Raw genomic sequence first — 23143 nt, 5'->3', positions numbered from 1 at the left:
TTAGAATAGGATGCTTGATGTGAATAAGAAAATCCTAATGACTGGTGCTACTAGCTTTGTAGGTACCCATCTACTACATAGTCTCATAAAGGAAGGTTATAGTATTATTGCATTAAAGCGTCCTATAACCGAGCCAACGATTATCAATACCTTGATTGAATGGTTGAATATACAAGATATAGAAAAAATATGTCAATCATCTATGAATATTCATGCGATTGTCCATATTGCAACAGACTATGGTCGAAACAGAACCCCTATATCTGAACAATATAAATGTAATGTCCTATTACCAACAAGACTGCTTGAGTTAATGCCAGCGCTTAAAACTAAATTCTTTATTTCTACTGACTCTTTTTTTGGGAAATATGAGAAGCACTATGGATATATGCGTTCTTACATGGCATCTAAAAGACATTTTGTAGAACTATCAAAAATATACGTAGAGGAACATCCAGACGTTTGTTTTATAAATTTACGTTTAGAACATGTTTACGGTGAGAGGGATAAAGCAGGTAAAATAATCCCGTATATTATCAAAAAAATGAAAAACAATGAAGATATTGATTGTACGATCGCCAGGCAGAAAAGAGATTTTATTTATATAGACGATGTTGTTTCGGCCTATTTGAAAATTTTAAAGGAGGGTTTTAACGCTGGACACTATGATGTCGAGGTGGGGACTGGAAAATCGATAGAGCTAAAAGAAGTGTTTGAGATAATAAAAAAAGAAACGCATAGTAGTAGTAAGATAAATTATGGTGCAGTTGCGATGCGTGATGATGAGATTATGGAGTCACATGCAAATACCTCTTTCTTGACTCAATTAGGTTGGAGTGCCGAGTTTTCTATTGAGAAGGGTGTGAAAAAAATGTTGAGTATGAAAGATTAATGAATCGTATTATTAGAATGTTAGGTGTAGATAAAGCAATTCGTTATGTTATTTTTGGTAAGATAATATCTGTATTAACGGGTTTACTGTTAATAATGTTAATATCACACCATTTATCTAAAGACGCACAGGGCTATTATTATACATTTAATTCAGTAGTGGCACTACAGATAATATTTGAATTGGGGCTATCAACGGTAATCATTCAATTCGCTAGCCACGAAATGTCAGCGTTAAAATATGATTATTCTGAACGAGATATTATAGGTGAAAGTAAAAATAAGCAACGTTACCTATCGTTATTTCGGTTGGCAATAAAATGGTATGCAGTAATAGCTTTGCTAATAATATTAATAGTCGGTCCCATCGGGTATGTTTTTTTTACGCAAAAAGAAGGCTTAGGTGTACCTTGGCAAGGGGCATGGTTATTATTAACAATAGTTACAGCTTTTAATATTTTTCTTGTTTCTGTACTTTCTGTCGCTGAAGGGAGTGGGTTAATTACTGATGTGAATAAAATGAGAATGTATCAGTCGCTGTTAGCTGGTATATTGGCAGTAAGCTTACTTATTAGTGGCTTTGGACTATATGCTACGTCTGCAATAGCTATTTCAGGGACTATCATATTCTCCATGTTTTCATATAAGTATTTTAAAAAAATTTTCCTGCAATCTTTAAGGCATAAAAATAAATATACTGAAGGTGGTATTTCATGGGTTAATGAAATATTTCCTATGCAATGGCGAATTGCTCTAAGTTGGATGTCAGGGTATTTTATTTATTTTGTTATGACCCCCATTGCATTCAAATATTTCGGGGCTATATATGCAGGGCAGTTAGGGATGTCTTTAACATTATGCAATATGGTAATGGCTACGGGCCTGGCTTGGATATCCACTAAATATCCAAAATGGGGAGTAATGGTTTCCAACAAACAGCTTGCGGAACTGAGTAAATCGTTCAAAAGTGCAGTAATGCAATCATCCTTTTTTGTCTTGACAGGATTAACTGGTGTATACATTTCATTATGGTTATTGAAATTATCTGGTTCAAACATTGGCGAGCGGTTTTTGGGATTGCAGGATTTTTTCTTTTTATCTTTAGCAATTATTGGTAATCACATTGTAGCTTGCTTTGCAACCTATATAAGAGCGCATAAAACTGAAAAAATGACATTGGCATCATGTATAATGGCTCTCTTGACTATAACTACAATGTTGTTTGTTGCATATTTAGAGTACTCGAGGTTCTACATGTTAATGTATGCAGCACTAACGTGGTTATATTTTGTTCCTCAAACTTATATAATCTTTAAAAGATTCAAGAGTTCTTATGAGTAAAAAACCTCTTCTTACTATTGCTATTCCGACATATAACCGCTCTTCATGTTTGGTTCGTTTACTTGATAGTATAATTCAACAGGAGAACTATTGTCATGATGAACTCGAGGTTATTGTTTGTGATAATGCTTCAACAGATGAAACAGCAAGAATAGCCAAGAGTGGCTTAGATAAAATAAGAAATAGTACTTATCATCTAAATGAAGAAAACTTAGGAATGGATGGTAACTTCCAGAAATGTTTTGAGTTATCAAATGGAAAATATCTTTGGATGATTGGCGATGATGATCTAATAGTCAAAAATGGTATTTCGAAGGTTTTTTCGATATTAAAGTCCCGGCCTGCATTAGATATGGTGTATGTAAATTCAGCAGCAAAGACTGAGTTAAACTATAATGCTGATGTGAGGACGTCATTCTACACAAATGATGTAGATTTTATTTCAGACGTGAAAGTTATGTTCACGTTTATTTCTGGAATGATATGTAAGAAAACTGATGCAATTGTCAAAGCCGTTGGTATTTTCAGTCCGCAAACTACTGGAAAATATCTTATGCATTTAACATGGCAATTGCCATTACTTAAACAGGGTGGAGAGTTCGCAGTTATCCATAATAATATAATTGAGGCTGAGCCAGATAATTCAGGTGGATATCATTTATATAAGGTTTTTTCTAATAATCTTGCGACAATCTTTGATGTTTTTTATCCCAGAGAGCACCGTGTAAGTAAAAGAGTTCGCGCATCAGCATGTTTATTCTTACTTAACTTCATAGGCGATGAAGATAAAACCAAAAATTTTGCTACAAATAATTATTTAAGAGATTGCGATAGTGCATTTATAGATTTAATTATATATAAATATGGGCTTAGGTTTTTCTATCTATACCCTAAAACTGTGCCTTTATTTAGAAAAATAAAATATATTATAAAGACGGTTTTAATGCGTAAATAAAAATTATTCAAGATGGTTTGCTGAAAACGACTTATAGGACTATCTAATGTTTGTCTATAGTTTAAGATTAAAATTAAATCTTATCATATCATTATTGAGTAAAGTTAGGCGGAAATCAAAAGCAAAGTTTCTTGTTCTGCTTAGCGGATATGATTTTAAAATGGTTGGGAAGAATTTTAAATTGAATGTCAAACCTTACTCTGCAAAAAATAACACCTCTTCCAAATGGGGTAGTATGCGGGTTGGTGATAACTGCTGGATTGAAGCTGTATATAATTATGGTGATGAAAAATTTGAACCTTATTTGTACATAGGTGATCGTATATGTTTAAGTGATAATGTTCATATTTCTTGCGTATCATGTTTAATTTTAGAAAACGATATATTAATTGGTAGCAAAGTTTATATAGGCGATCATAGCCATGGCAGTTATAAAGTATGCAGTCCGAAAATAGAACCGCCAGCAAATAAGCCATTAGGTGATATTGCTCCTATTAAAATAGGTAATTGCTGCTGGATTGGAGATAATGCAGTAATTCTGGCTGGTAGTGAAATTTGTGATGGCTGTGTAATCGCAGCTAATTCAGTCGTCAAGGATTTAAAAGTCGATAAGCCATGTTTAATTGGTGGGGTTCCTGCTAAAGTAATAAAGGTATTTTAAAATGAATGTTTTTATCAGTATTTGTATACCGTCTTATAATAGAGCTGAGTTTTTAGAGCCACTACTGGATAGTATATATAATCAAGATTATTGTTTAAAGAATAATGATTTTGAGGTCATTGTTTGTGAAGATAAATCTCCACAGAGAGATGAGATAAACTCTATTATCGAAAACTATAAAGCAAAAAATAATAAACAAAATCTTTATGTTAATTTCAATGAAGATAATTTAGGCTATGATAAGAATTTAAAAAAATGCATTAGTTTGACGACAGGTAAATATTGCATGATCATGGGCAACGATGATCTATTAGCAGATGGAGCGTTATCAAAAATAGTGAAAGTTTTGAAGGCTAATCCTGAAATTGTATTGGCTACGCGAGCGTATGGTTGGTTTAAGGAAAATCCGAATGAGTTATGTGATACTGTTCGTCATTTAACAGACGATACTTTATTTCAGCCGGGGGCTGATGCCATTAAATTTTTCTTCCGTAGAGTTGGAGTTATTTCAGGCTTTATTGTCAATGCTGAAAAAGCAAAAAAACTATCGAGTGATTTATTTGATGGGCGTTTATATTATCAAATGTACCTTGCTGGTATGCTAATGGCTGAAGGTCAGGGATACTATTTTAGCGACGTGATGACATTGTCGAGGGATACAGAGGCTCCTGACTTTGGTAACGCTGGAACTGAAAAAGGAGTTTTCACCCCGGGGGGGTATAAACCAGAGGGCCGTATACATATGGTTGAAGGCTTGTTGCTAATTGCAAAATATATAGAAGATACAACAAAAATTGATGGCGTTTATGCTGGAATTAGAAAAGACTTAGCGAACTATTTTTATCCTTATATTCGAGATCAACTCGACTTGCCTCTTTATACTTATATTAAAATGATAAATAAATTTCGGAAAATGGGATTTTCAAATGAAAAGCTTTTCTATGTGCATGCCTTTTTAGGGTATGTACTAAAAAGGAGGGGCTATGATGCTTTAATTAAATACATTCGTAGCAAAAAAGGCGGTACTCCGCGTCTTGGTATTTAACCTCCACTTTCAAAAAATGTTATGAATATACTTCTTGCTGCGATATTAGGCGTTAACTTATTTTCTCCATATATTAGTTCGTGGATGGTGGGTATGCTGCCATTTCCACCAGGAGCAATCCTAAGGGATGTACTCAATGTATTTTTTGTGGCGTTAGTGCTAGTTCGATTTGTCATTGATAGGAAAAAAACTTATTTCCCGTTGGTTTTTACTATTTTTTCATGGTCGGCGGTAATACTATGGGTAATAGCGTTAACTATATTCTCACCGGATAAAATTCAAGCAATTATGGGGGGGCGGAGTTATATTTTATTCCCGGCAGTTTTCATAGCATTAGTGATTTTAAAAGTATCATACCCGCAATCCTTAAATATTGAAAAAATAGTTTGCTACATAATTTTTCTAATGTTTATGGTTGCGACAATATCTATTATTGATGTACTAATGAATGGAGAGTTCATTAAATTGCTCGGATATGATGAGCATTATGCAGGAGAACAATTAAACTTAATTAATAGCTATGATGGGATGGTCCGGGCTACAGGCGGTTTTAGTGATGCTCTCAATTTTGGATATATGCTCACATTAGGTGTTTTGTTATGTATGGAGTGTTTTTCCCAAGGATATAAAAGATTATTGATGCTTATTATTAGTTTTGTGCTATTTATAGCGATCTGCATGAGTCTTACTAGAGGAGCAATACTTGTTGCTGCGCTTATTTACGCACTTTATATAATTTCAAATCGGAAGATGCTTCTTTGTGGAATAACTTTATTTGTAATAATCATACCCGTTTTAGCAATTTCTACTAATATTTTTGACAACTATACAGAAATTTTGATCGGTAGGTTTACAGATTCGTCTCAGGCATCGCGTGGATCTACACAGGGACGGATAGATATGGCAATTAATTCATTAAACTTCCTGTCAGAACATCCATCAGGTATAGGTCTGGGTACTCAAGGTTCAGGAAACATGCTTTCGGTAAAAGATAATAGGTTAAATACGGATAATTATTTTTTCTGGATCGCCCTTGAGACTGGTATTATTGGCTTAATCATAAATATTATTTATCTGGCAAGTCAATTTTATTCTTCAACTTTACTAAATAGAATATATGGCAGTCATTGTAGCAATATGCACTATAGATTATATTTTCTCTTTGGAAGTATATATTTTATAAGTGCAGCGTTAAGTTCAGCACCTTCGTCATCAACTTTTTCTATATATTATTGGACAGTTTTAGCTTTGATTCCATTTTTAAAATTAACAAATAGACGGTGCACGCGATAATGAATAATAAAAAGGTTTTGATGGATATTAGTTGGTCTAATAAAGGGGGGATTGGACGTTTTACTGATGAAATTTCTAAACTACTATGTGATATATCTAAGGAGGAACTATATAGAAAATGTGCTTCTCCGCTGGCCCCATTAGGTTTAGCAGTCAATATTTTTCTGCGAAAGAAAACTGATGTGGTTTTTCTTCCTGGCTATATTCCACCACTTTTTTGTTCGAAAAAGTTCATAATAACAATACATGATCTAAATCATCTGGATTTAAATGATAATTCCTCTCTTTTTAAGAGGTTATTTTATAATTTTATAATAAAGCGCGGTTGTAGAAAAGCATATAAAATATTTACAGTTTCGAATTTTTCAAAAGAAAGAATAGTAGCATGGTCAGGTGTAAACCCTAATAAAATAGTCACGGTATATAATGGGGTATCTAGTCTATTTAATGCCGATGTAAAACCATTGAATTTAGGCTATAAATATTTGCTATGTGTAGGAAACAGAAAAACTCATAAGAATGAGAAGTGTGTTATATCTGCCTTTGCCAAAGCAGATATTGATCCATCAATAAAACTCGTTTTTACTGGTAATCCTTGTAATGATTTAGAAAAACTAATAATACAACATGGTTTAAGTGAACGTGTAAAGTTCTTTGGGTTCGTGTCTGAAAAAGATTTACCATCGTTATATAAGGGCTCGTTAGGATTAGTTTTCCCTTCTTTATATGAAGGTTTTGGATTACCTGTAGTGGAGGGCATGGCCTGTGGTATTCCTGTATTAACTTCTCTAACTTCATCATTGCCAGAGGTGGCTGGAGATGCAGCGATTCTTGTCGACCCTCTTTCGGAAGATGCTATTACTAAAGGAATTTCGAGGTTAATTAATGATTCTGAACTTCGTAAGCATTTAATCCAAAAGGGGCTTTTGCGGGCAAAGAGGTTCAATTGGCAAAACGTGGTTAGTGAGATTGAAATGGTACTGACAGAGGCATGTGATGGAAATAAATGAAATAAAAATATCTCTCGTTCATGAGTGGTTATTAAGTTATGCAGGCTCCGAACAGGTATCATCTGCCATCCTGCATGTTTTTCCTGAAGCGAAGTTATATTCGGTGGTTGATTTTCTAACGGATGAACAAAGAAGACATTTTCTGGGGAAATATGCGACTACCACATTTATTCAAAATTTACCTAAAGCTAAAAAATTTTACCAGAAATATTTACCACTAATGCCACTGGCTATTGAACAACTTGATTTATCAGATGCTAATATCATCATTAGTAGCGCCCATTCCGTTGCAAAAGGTGTTATTTCCGGACCAGATCAGCTTCACATTAGCTATGTTCATTCTCCTATTCGATATGCGTGGGATTTACAGCATCAGTACCTTAATGAGTCTAACCTGAATAAAGGAATTAAAGGTTGGTTAGCAAAATGGCTTCTTCACAAAATACGAATTTGGGATTCTCGAACCGCAAATGGGGTTGATCATTTTATAGCTAATTCTCAATATATCGCGCGTAGAATTAAAAAAGTATACAGACGTGAGGCTTCAGTTATATATCCGCCTGTAGATGTGGATAATTTTGAAGTAAAAAATGAAAAGCAAGACTATTATTTCACAGCATCCCGTATGGTACCCTACAAACGTATTGATCTTATTGTCGAAGCCTTTAGTAAAATGCCGGAAAAGAAATTAGTAGTTATTGGTGATGGACCGGAGATGAAAAAAATAAAGAGCAAGGCTACAGACAATATAAAATTGCTCGGTTATCAATCTTTTCCTGTTTTAAAAGAGTATATGCAGAGCGCCAGGGCGTTTGTTTTTGCAGCGGAAGAGGACTTTGGAATAATACCTGTCGAAGCTCAAGCTTGCGGTACCCCTGTTATTGCCTTTGGGAAGGGTGGGGCCTTAGAAACCGTTCGCCCACTAGGTGTAGAGGAACCGACTGGCATTTTCTTCAAGGAACAGAATATTGCTTCTTTGCATGAAGCTGTTAGTGAATTTGAAAAAAATGCATCATTTTTTACATCTCAGGCTTGTAGAAAAAATGCAGAAAAATTTTCTCGATCAAGATTTGAACAAGAATTTAAGAACTTTGTTAATGAAAAGTGGAATCTTTTCAAAACAGAACAGATTATTAAACGTTAATTATGGTTTATTGAATGTCTAAATTAATACCAGTAATAATGGCCGGTGGGATTGGTAGCCGTTTGTGGCCACTTTCACGTGAAGAGCATCCGAAACAGTTTTTAAGCGTAGATGGTGAATTATCTATGCTGCAAAACACCATTAAAAGATTGACTCCTCTTTTGGCTGGAGAACCTTTAGTCATTTGTAATGATAGTCACCGCTTCCTTGTCGCTGAACAACTTCGAGCTATAAATAAACTAGCAAATAACATCATATTAGAGCCAGTGGGGCGTAATACAGCCCCAGCTATAGCGCTGGCCGCTTTTTGTTCACTTCAGAATGTCGTCGATGAAGACCCGCTTTTGCTTGTCCTTGCTGCGGATCATGTCATCCGCGATGAGAAAGTGTTTCTTAAAGCTATCAATCACGCTGAATTTTATGCAACACAAGGTAAGCTAGTAACGTTTGGTATTGTGCCCACACAGGCCGAAACTGGCTACGGTTATATTTGTAGAGGTGAAGCAATCGGGGAAGATGCTTTTTCTGTAGCCGAATTTGTAGAGAAGCCTGATTTCGATACAGCGCGTCATTATGTAGAATCAGAGAAATATTATTGGAACAGCGGTATGTTCCTATTTCGTGCAAGTAGTTACTTACAAGAATTAAAGGATCTGTCCCCCGATATTTACCAAGCATGTGAAAATGCGGTAGGGAGTATTAATCCTGATCTTGATTTTATCCGTATTGATAAAGAAGCATTCGCAATGTGCCCTAGTGATTCTATCGATTATGCAGTAATGGAACATACTAGGCATGCAGTTGTCGTACCGATGAATGCCGGCTGGTCAGATGTGGGGTCATGGTCTTCACTGTGGGATATTTCTAAGAAAGATCCACAACGTAATGTATTACATGGCGATATTTTTGCATATAATAGTAAAGATAATTATATCTATTCTGAAAAATCGTTTATTAGTACAATCGGAGTAAATAATTTAGTTATCGTGCAGACAGCAGATGCATTATTAGTATCTGATAAAGATTCAGTCCAGGATGTTAAAAAAGTTGTTGATTATTTAAAAGCTAATAATAGAAACGAACATAAAAAACATTTAGAGGTTTTCCGACCGTGGGGAAAATTTAGCGTAATTCATAGTGGCGATAATTATTTAGTTAAAAGAATAACTGTTAAACCAGGCGCGAAGTTTGCTGCTCAGATGCATCTCCATCGTGCTGAGCATTGGATAGTGGTATCTGGTACTGCTTGTATTACTAAGGGGGAAGAAATTTTTACAATTTCGGAGAATGAATCAACATTTATACCTGCTAATACAGTTCATACGTTAAAAAACCCCGCGACTATTCCATTAGAACTAATAGAAATTCAATCTGGCACCTATCTTGCGGAGGATGATATTATTCGCCTGGAGAAACATTCTGGATATCTGGAGTAATGAATTGATGAAAAATATATATAATACTTACGATGTTATCAACAAATCTGGAATTAATTTTGGAACCAGTGGTGCCCGCGGCCTTGTTACCGATTTTACACCCGAAGTTTGCGCAGCATTTACCATTTCCTTTTTGACAGTAATGCAGCAAAGATTCTCATTTACAACGGTTGCGCTCGCAATTGATAATCGTCCAAGCAGTTACGCGATGGCTCAAGCTTGTGCCGCTGCTTTGCAAGAAAAAGGAATTAAAACCGTTTACTATGGCGTAATTCCAACACCTGCTTTAGCTCATCAATCAATTTCCGATAAAGTACCTGCAATCATGGTTACTGGCAGTCATATCCCTTTTGACCGTAATGGCCTGAAATTTTATAGGCCAGATGGTGAAATTACTAAAGATGATGAGAATGCTATTATTCATGTTGAAGCCTCATTTATGCAGCCTAAGCTTGAACAATTGACAATTTCCACAATCGCTGCTAGAAATTATATTCTACGATATACCTCATTATTTCCAATGCCATTTTTAAAAAATAAGCGCATTGGAATTTATGAGCATTCTAGTGCGGGTCGTGATCTCTATAAGACGTTATTCAAAATGTTGGGTGCTACAGTTGTTAGTTTAGCAAGGAGCGACGAATTTGTTCCTATTGATACTGAAGCTGTAAGTGAAGATGATAGAAATAAAGCAATCACATGGGCAAAAAAATATCAGTTAGATGCTATATTTTCAACTGATGGTGATGGAGATCGCCCTCTGATAGCTGACGAATATGGAAATTGGTTAAGAGGAGATATATTAGGCCTTCTGTGCTCTCTCGAATTAGCTGCTGATGCAGTCGCTATTCCTGTAAGCTGCAACAGTACAATCTCATCTGGTAACTTTTTTAAACATGTGGAACGAACAAAGATTGGTTCACCCTATGTGATTGCAGCATTTGCTAAATTATCTGCAAACTATAATTGTATAGCTGGTTTTGAAGCGAATGGTGGCTTTCTGCTAGGTAGCGATGTTTATATTAATCAGCGTTTACTTAAGGCATTACCAACACGTGATGCTTTATTACCTGCCATTATGCTTCTGTTTGGTAGCAAGGACAAAAGTATTAGTGAGCTTGTTAAAAAACTTCCTGCTCGCTATACCTATTCAAACAGATTACAGGATATAAGTGTTAAAACAAGTATGTCTCTAATAAATCTTGGTCTGACAGATCAAGAGGATTTTTTGCAGTATATTGGTTTTAATAACCATCATATATTACATTCTGATGTTACTGATGGCTTTAGAATCACTATCGATAACAATAATATTATTCATTTACGACCTTCAGGCAATGCCCCTGAGTTGCGTTGCTATGCGGAGGCTGACTCGCAAGAGGATGCATGTAATATTGTTGAAACTGTTCTCTCTAATATCAAAAGCAAACTGGGTAGAGCTTAATGGCTGTTGATATAGAGCGTTTCTTTCCAGTAATACTTTGTCTGGTTATCTGGTACCCAGGTTGAGGGTGAGAATTAAATGGATCGTTTTGATAATAAGTATAACCCAAATTTATGCAAAATATTATTGGCTATATCAGATTTATTGTTTTTTAATGTAGCCTTATGGGCATCGCTAGGTGTTGTATATTTAATCTTTGATGAAGTTCAGCGATTTGTACCACAAGAGCAATTGGATAATCGATTTATATCACATTTTATTCTATCTATAGTATGCGTTGGATGGTTTTGGGTTCGGCTGCGTCACTATACATATCGAAAGCCATTCTGGTATGAGTTGAAAGAGGTTATTCGTACTATCGTTATTTTTGCTGTGTTTGATTTGGCTTTAATTGCTTTTACAAAATGGCAGTTTTCACGCTATGTCTGGGTGTTTTGTTGGACTTTTGCCATAATCCTGGTGCCTTTTTTTCGCGCACTTACAAAGCATTTATTGAACAAGCTAGGTATCTGGAAGAAAAAAACTATCATCCTGGGGAGCGGACAGAATGCTCGTGGTGCATATTCTGCGCTGCAAAGTGAGGAGATGATGGGGTTTGATGTTATCGCTTTTTTTGATACGGATGCGTCAGATGCTGAAATAAATATGTTGCCGGTGATAAAGGACACTGAGACTATTTGGGATTTAAATCGTACAGGTGATGTCCATTATATCCTTGCTTATGAATACACCGAGTTGGAGAAAACACATTTTTGGCTACGTGAACTTTCAAAACATCATTGTCGTTCTGTTACTGTAGTCCCCTCGTTTAGAGGATTGCCATTATATAATACTGATATGTCTTTTATCTTTAGCCATGAAGTTATGTTATTAAGGATACAAAATAACTTGGCTAAAAGGTCGTCCCGTTTTCTCAAACGGACATTTGATATTGTTTGTTCAATAATGATTCTTATAATTGCATCACCACTTATGATTTATCTGTGGTATAAAGTTACTCGAGATGGTGGTCCGGCTATTTATGGTCACCAGCGAGTAGGTCGGCATGGAAAACTTTTTCCATGCTACAAATTTCGTTCTATGGTTATGAATTCTCAAGAGGTACTAAAAGAACTTTTGGCTAACGATCCTATTGCCAGGGCTGAATGGGAGAAAGATTTTAAACTGAAAAATGATCCTCGAATCACAGCTGTAGGTCGATTTATACGTAAAACTAGCCTTGATGAGTTGCCACAACTTTTTAATGTACTAAAAGGTGATATGAGCCTGGTTGGACCACGACCTATCGTTTCGGATGAACTGGAGCGTTATTGTGATGATGTTGATTATTATTTGATGGCAAAGCCGGGCATGACAGGTCTATGGCAAGTGAGTGGGCGTAATGATGTTGATTATGACACTCGTGTTTATTTTGATTCCTGGTATGTTAAAAACTGGACGCTTTGGAATGATATTGCCATTCTGTTTAAAACAGCGAAAGTTGTTTTGCGGCGAGATGGTGCGTATTAAGCTTACCGAGAAGTACTGAATAATAATTGTATAAAATAGCCTGCGTAAAATCTGAACGCATCAATCGCTACCTTAATATCATACCTTTGAGTTAACATACTATTCACCTTTAACCTGCCATGACCGTTTGTGGCAGGGTTTCCACACCTGACAGGAGTATGTAATGTCCAAGCAACAGATCGGCGTCGTCGGTATGGCAGTGATGGGGCGCAACCTCGCGCTCAACATCGAAAGCCGTGGTTATACCGTCTCCGTTTTCAACCGCTCCCGTGAAAAGACCGAAGAAGTGATTGCCGAGAATCCCGGCAAAAAGCTGGTGCCTTATTACACGGTGAAAGAGTTTGTTGAATCCCTCGAAACGCCTCGTCGTATCCTGTTAATGGTGAAAGCGGGCGCAGGTACTGATGCAGCTATCGATTCGCTGAAACCGTATCTGGAAAAAGGCGATATCATTATTGATGGCGGTAACACCTTCTTCCAGGACACAATCCGTCGCAATCGTGAGCTGTCTGCGGAAGGTTTTAACTTTATCGGTACCGGTGTTTCCGGTGGTGAAGAGGGCGCGCTGAAAGGGCCATCTATCATGCCTGGCGGTCAGAAAGATGCCTATGAACTGGTGGCGCCGATCCTGACGAAGATTGCTGCTGTGGCGGAAGATGGCGAACCGTGCGTGACCTATATCGGCGCCGATGGTGCTGGTCACTACGTCAAGATGGTCCACAATGGTATTGAATATGGCGATATGCAGCTTATCGCTGAAGCTTACTCCCTGCTGAAAGGCGGCCTGAACCTCAGCAATGAAGAGTTGGCGAACACTTTTACCGAGTGGAATAACGGCGAGCTGAGCAGTTATCTGATCGACATCACTAAAGACATCTTCACTAAAAAAGATGAAGACGGAAACTACCTGGTGGATATCATTCTTGATGAAGCCGCCAACAAAGGGACCGGTAAATGGACCAGCCAGAGCGCGCTGGATCTGGGCGAACCGCTGTCGCTGATTACCGAATCTGTCTTTGCGCGTTACATCTCTTCGTTGAAAGCGCAACGTGTTGCCGCATCTAAAGTGCTCTCCGGGCCGAAAGCGCAACCGGCAGGCGACAAAGCGGAATTTATCGAGAAAGTGCGTCGCGCGCTGTATCTTGGCAAGATCGTCTCCTATGCGCAGGGCTTCTCACAGCTACGCGCCGCGTCTGATGAATATCACTGGGATCTCAACTACGGCGAGATTGCTAAGATTTTCCGGGCGGGCTGTATCATTCGCGCTCAGTTCCTGCAGAAGATCACCGATGCTTACGCAGAAAACGCCGATATCGCTAACTTGCTGTTAGCGCCTTACTTCAAGAAAATTGCTGATGAGTACCAGCAGGCGCTGCGAGATGTCGTGGCTTACGCGGTGCAGAACGGCATTCCGGTGCCGACATTCTCTGCGGCAGTGGCCTACTATGACAGCTATCGCGCCGCAGTACTGCCAGCTAACTTAATTCAGGCGCAGCGTGACTACTTTGGTGCGCACACCTATAAACGTACTGATAAAGAAGGCATTTTCCATACCGAATGGTTGGAGTAATTTCTGCAAAAATGTTTAAGCCCGGTTTAATACCGGGCTTTTTTTTATCTCTATTCTTATTGATTTATCGCTTTTGCTTAATATTAACTTAATAATCTGTGTTTATCGTAATGAAGATAATCTGAATTGTTTTCGTCTGCGTTGCACTTTATATACTCAGGCGTTAAAACTTTAATATCTTATCAGGATGCGAAATACATCATGATTCATAATTAAGTTAATTCTGAGAGCGAATAATGAAAATCACGATATCCGGGACGGGTTATGTTGGCTTGTCTAATGGTTTGCTTATTGCACAACATCATGATGTGGTGGCGTTAGACATTGTTCCTTCCCGTGTTGAACTGTTAAATGATCGGATATCTCCGATTGTTGATAAAGAAATTCAGCAATTTTTAAAGGAAGATAACATCAGATTCAGGGCAACGCTGGATAAGTTTGATGCGTACCAGAATGCAGATTACGTCATCATTGCTACGCCTACGGATTACGATCCCAAAACCAACTATTTTAATACGTCCAGTGTGGAATCGGTCATTCAGGATGTGATCAGCATCAACCCTGCAGCCGTGATGATTATTAAGTCTACGGTGCCGGTTGGCTTCACGGTGGCAATGCGTCAGAAGTTTGCGACAGAAAATATCATTTTCTCTCCGGAGTTTTTACGTGAAGGTAAAGCCCTTTACGATAACCTTTATCCCTCCCGTATCGTGATTGGGGAACAGTCTGAGCGCGCCAGAGAATTTGCCGCATTACTCCAGGAAGGCGCTATTAAACAGGAGATTCCGACGCTGTTTACGGACTCCACTGAAGCGGAAGCCATTAAACTTTTCGCCAATACTTATCTCGCTATGCGAGTCGCTTATTTTAATGAATTAGACAGCTATGCTGAGACGTTAGGATTAAATACCCGACAAATTATTGAAGGGGTGTGCCTCGACCCGCGTATTGGCAATCATTATAATAATCCCTCTTTTGGTTATGGCGGATATTGTTTGCCAAAAGATACCAAACAGTTGCTGGCCAATTATCAGTCGGTGCCTAATAATATTATCTCCGCTATCGTTGAAGCAAACCGTACGCGTAAAGATTTTATTGCCGACGCTATCCTCGCCAGAAAGCCTAAAGTGGTGGGCATTTATCGCCTGATTATGAAGAGTGGCTCCGATAACTTCCGCGCCTCATCGATTCAGGGGATTATGAAGCGCATTAAAGCGAAGGGCGTAGAGGTCATCATCTATGAGCCGGTAATGCAAGAAGAAACTTTCTTTAACTCACGTCTTGAACGTGATTTGCACTGCTTTAAACAGCAGGCGGATGTCATTATTTCCAACAGGATGGCGGCAGAGCTTTTGGATGTCGCTGAAAAAGTGTATACCCGCGATCTTTTCGGTAGTGATTAATAAGGCAATCGGGGCTGATGAGTCCCGATGATTTATTGACCAAATGGAAATAATGTCTGATTTTTATCATTAATCCTATGGCATATATTTGCTTTATGACTACACTGTCTCCAGCTTCATCCTTTTTTTAGTTAGGGTATCTATGACAGTGGATAGTAATACGTCTTCCGGGCGTGGGAACGATCCGGAACAGATTGATTTGATTGAGTTATTGCTACAGTTATGGCGTGGGAAGATGACCATTATTGTAGCCGTTATTATCGCCATTTTGCTGGCCGTAGGCTACCTGATGATAGCCAAAGAAAAATGGACATCCACGGCGATTATTACCCAACCTGATGCCGCGCAGGTTGCCACCTATACCAATGCGCTCAACGTCTTGTATGGCGGGAATGCCCCCAAAATCTCTGAAGTGCAGGCGAATTTTATAAGCCGCTTTAGCTCTGCGTTTTCCGCATTATCGGAAGCGCTGGATAATCAGAAAGAGCCGGAAAAGCTCACCATTGAACAGTCGGTAAAGGGGCAGGCGCTGCCGCTCTCGGTTTCTTATGTGAGTACTACCGCTGAAGGCGCGCAGCGTCGGCTGGCGGAATATATCCAACAGGTGGATGAAGAGGTCGCTAAGGAACTGGAAGTTGACCTGAAAGATAACATCACGCTGCAAACTAAAACGTTGCAGGAGTCCCTTGAGACGCAGGAAGTTGTGGCGCAGGAGCAAAAAGATCTGCGTATTAAGCAAATCGAAGAAGCGTTGCGCTATGCGGATGAGGCCAAAATCACGCAGCCGCAGATTCAGCAAACCCAGGATGTTACCCAGGACACGATGTTCCTGCTGGGGAGCGATGCGCTAAAATCGATGATACAGAACGAAGCGACGCGTCCACTGGTCTTTTCTCCGGCCTATTACCAGACGAAGCAGACACTGCTGGACATTAAAAATCTGAAAGTGACTGCCGATACGGTGCACGTCTATCGTTATGTGATGAAGCCGACGCTGCCGGTCCGTCGCGATAGCCCGAAAAAAGCCATTACCCTTGTGCTGGCTGTATTGCTGGGCGGGATGATCGGTGCCGGGATTGTGCTGGGACGCAATGCGCTACGTAGCTATAAGCCAAAAGCCTTGTAAGCTTCTTTGCCGGATGGTGGTCGGCTACGACAGGTAAAATTTCTCATTAAAAAACCGGGCATTGCCCGGTTTTTTTACGCTTATTGATGACGCTTACGAAGATTGTCGATCACGGTGGTGAGGTTGAGATCCTGATCCTGCAACAGCACCAACAGGTGGTACATCAAATCAGACGCTTCATTGGTTAATTCAAAACGATCGTTAACGGTGGCCGCCAGCGCGGTTTCCACACCTTCTTCGCCAACTTTTTGCGCAATACGTTTAGTACCGCTGGCGTACAGTTTCGCCGTGTAAGAGCTGGCCGGATCGGCGGTTTTGCGCTCTGCCAGTAGCTGCTCCAGTTGATACAGGAATAACCACTGATGGCTGGCGTCGCCAAAGCAGCTGCTGGTACCTTTGTGGCAGGTCGGCCCGACAGGATTTGCCAGCACCAGCAGTGTATCGTTGTCGCAATCCGGCGCAATGCTGACGACATTCAGCACATGGCCTGAGGTTTCGCCTTTGGTCCATAAACGCTGTTTCGTGCGTGAGAAGAACGTGACATGGCCGGATTCAATGGTTTTGTCCAGCGCTTGTGGGTTCATATAGCCCAGCATCAATACTTCGCCGGATACCGCATGTTGCACGATGGCTGGCATCAGGCCATCGGTTTTTTCCCAGTCCAGCTCGCGGCGTTGTTGCTCTGTTAACATATCCTGATCTCCACGCCCTGGCCTGCCAGGTACGCTTTTAATTCGCCAATATTGATGATTTGCTTGTGAAAAACGGAGGCGGCAAGCGCGCCGTCGACATCGGCATCACGGAATGCCTCAAGAAAGTGTTCCATCGTGCCCGCGCCGCCGGAGGCGATCAGCGGCACGCGGCAAACGTCACGGACTTTTTTCAACTGCGTCAGATCGTAACCGTTACGCACGCCGTCCTGGTTCATCATATTCAGGACGATTTCCCCCGCGCCGCGCTGTTGTACCCCTTGCACCCAGTCCAGCGTCTCCCACTGCGTCACGCGGGTACGGTTTTCATCGCCGGTATACTGGTTAACATGGTATTTCCCCGTGGCGTCGTCAAACCAGGTATCAATCCCGACGACAATACACTGTACGCCAAAACGGTCAGCCAGACGGGTAATCAGCGTTGGGTCAGCCAGCGCCGGGGAGTTGATAGAGATCTTATCCGCCCCGAAAGAAAGAATTTTGGCGGCGTCGTCAATTGACCGGATGCCGCCCGCTACACAAAACGGAATGTCGATCACCTCGGCAACGCGCGCCACCCAGCTTTTATCGACTACGCGACCATCGCTGGAGGCGGTAATGTCATAGAACACCAGTTCGTCCGCGCCTTCGTCGGCATAGCGTTTGGCCAGCGGAACGATATCGCCAATGATCTCATGGTTGCGAAACTGTACGCCTTTCACCACCTGACCATCACGAACATCCAGACACGGAATTATACGTTTTGCCAGCATTGGATGGCCTCCTTAACGGTAAATTTCCCTTCTAACAGAGCGCGTCCGACAATCACGCCGCGCACGCCGGTGCCGCGCAGGGCGGCAATATCATCGATATCGCCAATACCGCCGGAGGATTGAAAGGCGATCTGCGGATATCTGGCGCATACCTCTTCGTACAGCGAAACGTTAGAGCCCGCCAGCGTGCCGTCGCGAGAAATATCGGTACACAGTACATGTTTCAGGCCGACGGGGAGATAGGTCTCCACCAGTTGTTCCAGCGAGACGCCGGAATTTTCCTGCCAGCCGCTAACCGCCACCTGCTTGTTGCCGTGTTCGTCTATGCGAACGTCCAGCGCCAGCACCAGCGCCTGCGCGCCAAAACGTTCAAACCAGCCTTTCACCACGTCAGGGGATTTCACCGCCGTTGAACCGATGACCACACGGGCAACGCCAGCTTTCAGTAATGCCGCAACGTCTTCTTCGGTACGCACGCCGCCGCCGACCTGAACAGGCACGTTCACGCCCGCGACCAGGGTTTTAATCAGCGGTATCTGTCGCTTAGCCGGATCTTTAGCGCCGGTCAGATCTACCAGATGTAGTACCCCGGCGCCCTGGGCGGCGTAATCCTGCAAACGGGGCAGGGGATCGTTACCGTAATCCCGCTGCCGGGCGTAGTCGCCCTGGTGGAGACGCACCACGGTGCCGTCAATTAAATCTAATGCCGGAATAATCATTACATCTCCAGGAAGTTTTTCAGCAACTGTGCGCCCGCCGCGCCCGAACGTTCCGGGTGGAACTGTACGCCGAAGAAATTATCTTTCTGTACCGCCGCGGTAAACGGCTCGCCGTAATTGCACTGGGCGATAGTCCACGGGTTGACCGGCATCGCGTAGCTGTGAACAAAGTAAAAATAGGCGCCATCTTCAATGCCCTGAAACAGCCGGTTGCCCGCCTGCGGATACACGCGATTCCAGCCCATGTGCGGCAGCGGCAGACCAAAGTCGGTCATTTTCGGCACGTCTTGTTCGATAATGTTCAGCAGATCCACGCCGCGCGTCTCTTCGCTGCGACGACCCAGCAGTTGCATCCCTAAGCAGATACCCAGTACCGGCTGAGTACACGCTTTAATTAAGTCGATCAGTTCACGTTCGCGCAGTTGATCCATAGCGGCCTGCGCCGTGCCGACGCCGGGCAGAAAGAGTTTGTCAGCGCGTAATACGATTTCCGCTTCGCGGCTGACCACCGGGGTGTAACCGTGGCGCGCCACGGCGGATTTTACCGAGCTTAAATTGGCGCAGCCGGTGTCAAGGATGACGACGTTCATCACAGCACTCCTTTCGAGGACGGTAATGTATCGCCCTCCACGCGAATAGCCTGGCGTAGCGTCCGACCAAAGGCTTTAAACAAACTTTCGACACGGTGGTGATCGTTTTTACCTTTAGTCTTGAGATGCAGAGTGACGCCCATCGTGTAAGAGAGTGAGCGGAAAAAGTGTTCAATCATCTCTGTGCTCAAATCGCCCACACGTTGGTAGGTAAATTCAGCTTTATATTCCAGATGCGGACGACCGGAAATATCCAGCGCGCAGCGCGCCAGACATTCATCCATCGGCAGTACAAAGCCAAAACGACAGATACCGCGTTTGTCGCCAAGTGCCAGTTTTAATGCCTCACCGAGCGCCAGTCCGGTATCTTCTACCGTGTGGTGATCGTCGATATAGAGATCGCCCTTAACGGTAATCTCCATGCGAAAGCCGCCGTGGGTGGCGATTTGATCGAGCATATGGTCAAAGAAGCCGACGCCGGTATTAATCTTGCTGTTGCCTTCGCGATCCAGCCAGACGCTGACATTAATCTGTGTCTCTTTGGTGTTGCGGACCACATGCGCATAGCGATCGCGTTTCGTTAGCTGTTCGCCAATCATCGTCCAGTTCAGCGTTTCACGGTGATAGCGTAAACCAGTAATGCCCATATTATCAGCGAGCTGGATATCGGTTGCACGATCGCCAATCACATAGCTGTTGGCGCTATCCATCGCTTGTTCCGCAAGATAACGCTCCACCAGCTTCACTTTGGGCTTGCGGCAGTCGCAGTCGTCTGCGGGCAGGTGAGGGCAGATCAGCACCTCATCAAAGCATACGCCCTGAGAGGTGAAAATCTGCATCATCAGGTTGTGCGGTCCGTCGAAGTCCGCCTGCGGGAAGCTTTGCGTGCCAAGTCCATCCTGGTTAGTGATCATCACCAGCTTAAAACCGGCTTTTTTCAGCTTCAGCAATACGGGAATCACCTCTGGCTCAAAGGCCAGTTTATCAAAGCGGTCTACCTGAAAATCGCTTGGCGGTTCGGAAATCAAGGTTCCGTCCCGGTCGATGAAAAGATACTTCTGACTCATACTGGCTCCGCACGTAAGGCGTCAATGACGCGCTGGTTTTCCTGGCGGGTGCCGACCGTAATCCGCAGGCAGCCGCTTAAAGAAGGTTGTTTATTCTGATCGCGTAAGATAATGCCCTGATCCCATAAGGATTTAAACACGCTGCTGGAGGCGGTAAACCGCGCCAGAATATAGTTGGTTTCAGAGTCAAAGACGTGTTCTACGCAGGCGGTCTGTTGCAGGGCATTCACCAGATACTGACGTTCCTGCACTGTCTGCGCCACGCGATCGCGCATTGCGTTTATTCCCTGCGGACTCAGCGCCTGGGCGGCGATATCCGCCACTGGCGTAGAAAGCGGATAAGGGGCGATCACTTTTAACAGCAGGTTGATCACCTCTTCATTAGCCAGCGTAAAGCCGCAGCGCAGACCCGCCAGCGCAAAAGCTTTCGACAATGTGCGCAGGATAACCAGATGAGGATATTCAACCAGCCAGCCTGTCAGCGTGGCCTGTGGGCAAAACTCAATATAAGCTTCGTCGGCGACGACTATCGCTTTACCGCGTGTCAACTCCAGCAGCGTGCGCAGATCCTGCGGGTTGATAAGTTGCCCGGTGGGGTTATTGGGGCTACAAACGAATACCACTTTTGTGCCGTCAAGGTTGTCGGAAATCCCCTGTAGATCCAGCTGCCAGTTTTCAAGCGCGGGAACCGTCCGGCGCTCTACGCCAATGGTTTCGGCGCTGACGCTGTACATACCGTAAGTGGGCGGACAGTAGAGAATGGCGTCTTTCCCCGGTTCACAGAAGGCGCGGATCACCAGCTCGATCCCTTCATCCGCGCCGCGGCTGACCAGCACCTGCTCCGGCTTTACGCCAGCATATTGCGCGTAGTTTTCAATCACGGCCTTTGGCTGGCATTCCGGGTAGCGGTTAAGCGTTTGTTGGGTGAGCTGAAACTCCACCGCTGTCGGGAATTCATTCGCGTTCAGCCAGACATCGCCATTACCGCCCAGACGGCGGGCGGACTGATACGGTACCAGGTTGCGGACATTTTCACGGGCTAAGTCAGCGACGCTGAGAGTGTTTTCAGTGCTCATGCTTGCTCCTTGAGGGCGTTTACGCGCAGGGTCACGGCATTTTTATGGGCGGTCAGACGTTCTGCCGCCGCCAATGTTTCAATGGTTGATGCCAGAGCGGAAAAGCCCGCTTTCGACAGTTCCTGAACGGTCATCCGTTTCTGGAAATCCGCTAACCCAAGGCTGGAACAGGTAGCAGTATAGCCATAGGTCGGTAAAACATGGTTGGTTCCGGAAGCGTAATCACCGGCGGATTCCGGCGACCAGTCGCCGAGAAATACCGAGCCTGCGCTGGTAATCGCATCCACCAAATCGCGCGCATTGCGCGTCTGGATGATTAAGTGTTCCGGCCCATACTGATTAGAGATGGCGACGCACTGCGCTAAATCTTTGGTCACAATCAGACGACTGGCGCTCAGGGCCTGCCGGGCGGTGTCCGCGCGCGGCAGTTCCGCCAGTTGACGTTCTACCGCCTCCGCCACCTTGCGGGCAATGTCAGCATCAGGCGTCAGCAGGATCACCTGGGAATCCGGGCCGTGCTCAGCCTGGGAGAGCAGGTCAGAAGCGACGAAATCCGGTGTTGCGCCGCTGTCTGCGATCACCAGTACTTCAGACGGCCCGGCTGGCATATCGATAGCCGCGCCGTCGAGACGCTGGCTGACCTGACGTTTGGCTTCGGTTACAAAGGCGTTGCCGGGGCCAAAAATTTTATCCACTTTCGGTACGGACTCGCTGCCGAAGGCCAGAGCGGCAATCGCCTGCGCGCCGCCGACGTTAAAGATTTCCTGCACGCCACACAGTTGTGCCGCATAGAGGATTTCATCAGCGATGGGCGGCGGCGAGCACAGAACCACGTTCTGACATCCCGCAATGCGCGCCGGCGTTGCCAGCATCAGCACCGTTGAGAAGAGCGGAGCCGAGCCGCCGGGAATATAAAGACCGACAGACGCGACGGGACGCGTAACCTGCTGACAACGTACGCCTGGCTGGGTTTCCACATCTACAGGCGGTAGCGTCTGCGCGGAATGGAACGTTTCAATATTTTTGACGGCAGCGGCCATCGCCTGTTTTAATTCGTCGCTCAGACGCGCGCCGGCGGCGGCGATTTCTTCAGGGGTGACGCGTAGCGCTGTCACTTCTGTTTTATCAAATTTAGCGCTGTATTCACGCAGGGCATCGTCACCGCGCGTTTTTACATTATCCAGAATATCGCTGACCGTCCGGGTAATACTGTCAGAGGCGGAAATCGCCGGACGCGTCAGCAGCGCACGCTGCTGTTCAGGGCTACAGCTGTTCCAGTCAATCAGGGTATTGAAACTCATGGTCTTTACTCCATCACAGGGTTCCGCCTTATCTGGCCTACAGAACCCAAAATATCAACGCATTACGTAGGCCTGATAAGCGCAGCGCCATCAGGCGTCA

General features: G+C 43.1%; 21 protein-coding genes. 14 read left to right on the top strand and 7 right to left on the bottom strand.

Translation table 11 applies throughout. The annotated features are described in order from the left end of the window. Positions 1-10 precede the first annotated feature (10 nt). The 14 genes from rfbJ (at position 11) to wzzB (ending at position 16828) form a co-directional block, all read left to right on the top strand. Positions 11-892 carry a CDP-abequose synthase gene (gene rfbJ, locus ACLJTG_RS05020; RefSeq protein ID WP_000887842.1) on the top strand — a complete coding sequence of 294 codons (882 nt, stop codon included), beginning with the start codon at positions 11-13 and terminating at the stop codon, positions 890-892. Continuing rightward, positions 892-2232 (top strand): membrane protein, encoded by a 1341-nt coding sequence (locus ACLJTG_RS05015; protein ID WP_021000487.1) that lies wholly within the window; start codon positions 892-894, stop codon positions 2230-2232. The genes rfbJ and ACLJTG_RS05015 overlap by 1 nt, the downstream gene beginning before the upstream one ends. Beyond that, positions 2225-3187, top strand: a complete 963-nt coding sequence (locus ACLJTG_RS05010; RefSeq protein WP_410958897.1) for a glycosyltransferase family 2 protein — start codon at positions 2225-2227, stop codon at positions 3185-3187. Before ACLJTG_RS05015 ends, ACLJTG_RS05010 begins: the two co-directional genes overlap by 8 nt. 46 nt (positions 3188-3233) lie before the next feature. Further along, complete coding sequence (locus ACLJTG_RS05005) at positions 3234-3848, top strand: acyltransferase (RefSeq protein ID WP_001669240.1); 615 nt, start codon at positions 3234-3236, stop codon at positions 3846-3848. 1 nt (position 3849) lies between these two features. Continuing rightward, positions 3850-4893 (top strand): glycosyltransferase family 2 protein, encoded by a 1044-nt coding sequence (locus ACLJTG_RS05000; RefSeq protein WP_001100430.1) that lies wholly within the window; start codon positions 3850-3852, stop codon positions 4891-4893. 93 nt (positions 4894-4986) lie between these two features. Continuing rightward, on the top strand, positions 4987-6186 hold the full coding sequence (locus ACLJTG_RS04995; RefSeq protein ID WP_023200996.1) for an O-antigen polymerase: 1200 nt from the start codon (positions 4987-4989) through the stop codon (positions 6184-6186). Next, entirely contained in the window at positions 6186-7196 is a 1011-nt protein-coding gene (locus ACLJTG_RS04990; protein ID WP_001060530.1) for a glycosyltransferase family 4 protein, read from the top strand. Before ACLJTG_RS04995 ends, ACLJTG_RS04990 begins: the two co-directional genes overlap by 1 nt. Further along, the gene (locus tag ACLJTG_RS04985) at positions 7183-8340 is read left to right on the top strand and encodes a glycosyltransferase family 4 protein (RefSeq protein WP_000405025.1); all 1158 of its coding nucleotides are present in this window, start codon (positions 7183-7185) and stop codon (positions 8338-8340) included. The genes ACLJTG_RS04990 and ACLJTG_RS04985 overlap by 14 nt, the downstream gene beginning before the upstream one ends. A 14-nt stretch (positions 8341-8354) precedes the next feature. Beyond that, the gene (locus ACLJTG_RS04980) at positions 8355-9776 is read left to right on the top strand and encodes a mannose-1-phosphate guanylyltransferase/mannose-6-phosphate isomerase (protein WP_079951303.1); all 1422 of its coding nucleotides are present in this window, start codon (positions 8355-8357) and stop codon (positions 9774-9776) included. 7 nt (positions 9777-9783) lie between these two features. After that, on the top strand, positions 9784-11220 hold the full coding sequence (locus ACLJTG_RS04975; protein ID WP_076737177.1) for a phosphomannomutase: 1437 nt from the start codon (positions 9784-9786) through the stop codon (positions 11218-11220). 78 nt (positions 11221-11298) lie between these two features. Next, positions 11299-12729: an undecaprenyl-phosphate galactose phosphotransferase gene (locus ACLJTG_RS04970; protein WP_000373565.1), complete on the top strand. Its 1431-nt coding sequence runs from the start codon at positions 11299-11301 to the stop codon at positions 12727-12729. Between the two features lie 163 nt (positions 12730-12892). Further along, positions 12893-14299 (top strand): NADP-dependent phosphogluconate dehydrogenase, encoded by a 1407-nt coding sequence (gene gndA, locus ACLJTG_RS04965; RefSeq protein WP_198898268.1) that lies wholly within the window; start codon positions 12893-12895, stop codon positions 14297-14299. A 236-nt stretch (positions 14300-14535) separates the two neighbouring features. Next, positions 14536-15702: a UDP-glucose 6-dehydrogenase gene (gene ugd / locus ACLJTG_RS04960; protein ID WP_079951302.1), complete on the top strand. Its 1167-nt coding sequence runs from the start codon at positions 14536-14538 to the stop codon at positions 15700-15702. Between the two features lie 142 nt (positions 15703-15844). Beyond that, positions 15845-16828 (top strand): LPS O-antigen chain length determinant protein WzzB, encoded by a 984-nt coding sequence (gene wzzB, locus ACLJTG_RS04955; RefSeq protein ID WP_023231304.1) that lies wholly within the window; start codon positions 15845-15847, stop codon positions 16826-16828. Between the two features lie 80 nt (positions 16829-16908). On the opposite strand, the gene hisIE is transcribed toward wzzB, so the two are convergent. The 7 genes from hisIE to hisD are packed head-to-tail and all read right to left on the bottom strand — an operon-like array spanning position 16909 to position 23043. After that, positions 16909-17520: a bifunctional phosphoribosyl-AMP cyclohydrolase/phosphoribosyl-ATP diphosphatase HisIE gene (gene hisIE, locus ACLJTG_RS04950; protein WP_000954846.1), complete on the bottom strand. Its 612-nt coding sequence runs from the start codon at positions 17518-17520 to the stop codon at positions 16909-16911. Then, the gene (gene hisF / locus ACLJTG_RS04945; RefSeq protein WP_023194277.1) at positions 17514-18290 is read right to left on the bottom strand and encodes an imidazole glycerol phosphate synthase subunit HisF; all 777 of its coding nucleotides are present in this window, start codon (positions 18288-18290) and stop codon (positions 17514-17516) included. The genes hisIE and hisF overlap by 7 nt, the downstream gene beginning before the upstream one ends. After that, positions 18272-19009 (bottom strand): 1-(5-phosphoribosyl)-5-[(5-phosphoribosylamino)methylideneamino]imidazole-4-carboxamide isomerase, encoded by a 738-nt coding sequence (gene hisA / locus ACLJTG_RS04940; protein ID WP_000586406.1) that lies wholly within the window; start codon positions 19007-19009, stop codon positions 18272-18274. The genes hisF and hisA overlap by 19 nt, the downstream gene beginning before the upstream one ends. After that, positions 19009-19599: an imidazole glycerol phosphate synthase subunit HisH gene (hisH, locus tag ACLJTG_RS04935; RefSeq protein WP_001103591.1), complete on the bottom strand. Its 591-nt coding sequence runs from the start codon at positions 19597-19599 to the stop codon at positions 19009-19011. The genes hisA and hisH overlap by 1 nt, the downstream gene beginning before the upstream one ends. Beyond that, a complete protein-coding gene (hisB, locus tag ACLJTG_RS04930; protein ID WP_079951300.1) occupies positions 19599-20666 on the bottom strand; it encodes a bifunctional histidinol-phosphatase/imidazoleglycerol-phosphate dehydratase HisB in 1068 nt (355 codons plus the stop codon). The genes hisH and hisB overlap by 1 nt, the downstream gene beginning before the upstream one ends. Then, positions 20663-21742 (bottom strand): histidinol-phosphate transaminase, encoded by a 1080-nt coding sequence (gene hisC / locus ACLJTG_RS04925; RefSeq protein ID WP_000102715.1) that lies wholly within the window; start codon positions 21740-21742, stop codon positions 20663-20665. Before hisC ends, hisB begins: the two co-directional genes overlap by 4 nt. Then, entirely contained in the window at positions 21739-23043 is a 1305-nt protein-coding gene (gene hisD / locus ACLJTG_RS04920; protein WP_000009622.1) for a histidinol dehydrogenase, read from the bottom strand. Before hisD ends, hisC begins: the two co-directional genes overlap by 4 nt. Positions 23044-23143 lie beyond the last annotated feature (100 nt).

The organism is Salmonella sp. SAL00672 (assembly GCF_046552175.1).
GTDB lineage: Bacteria > Pseudomonadota > Gammaproteobacteria > Enterobacterales > Enterobacteriaceae > Salmonella > Salmonella enterica.
The sequence above is the reverse complement of the archived record's forward strand: the minus strand, read 5'-3'. Positions and strand labels throughout refer to the sequence as shown.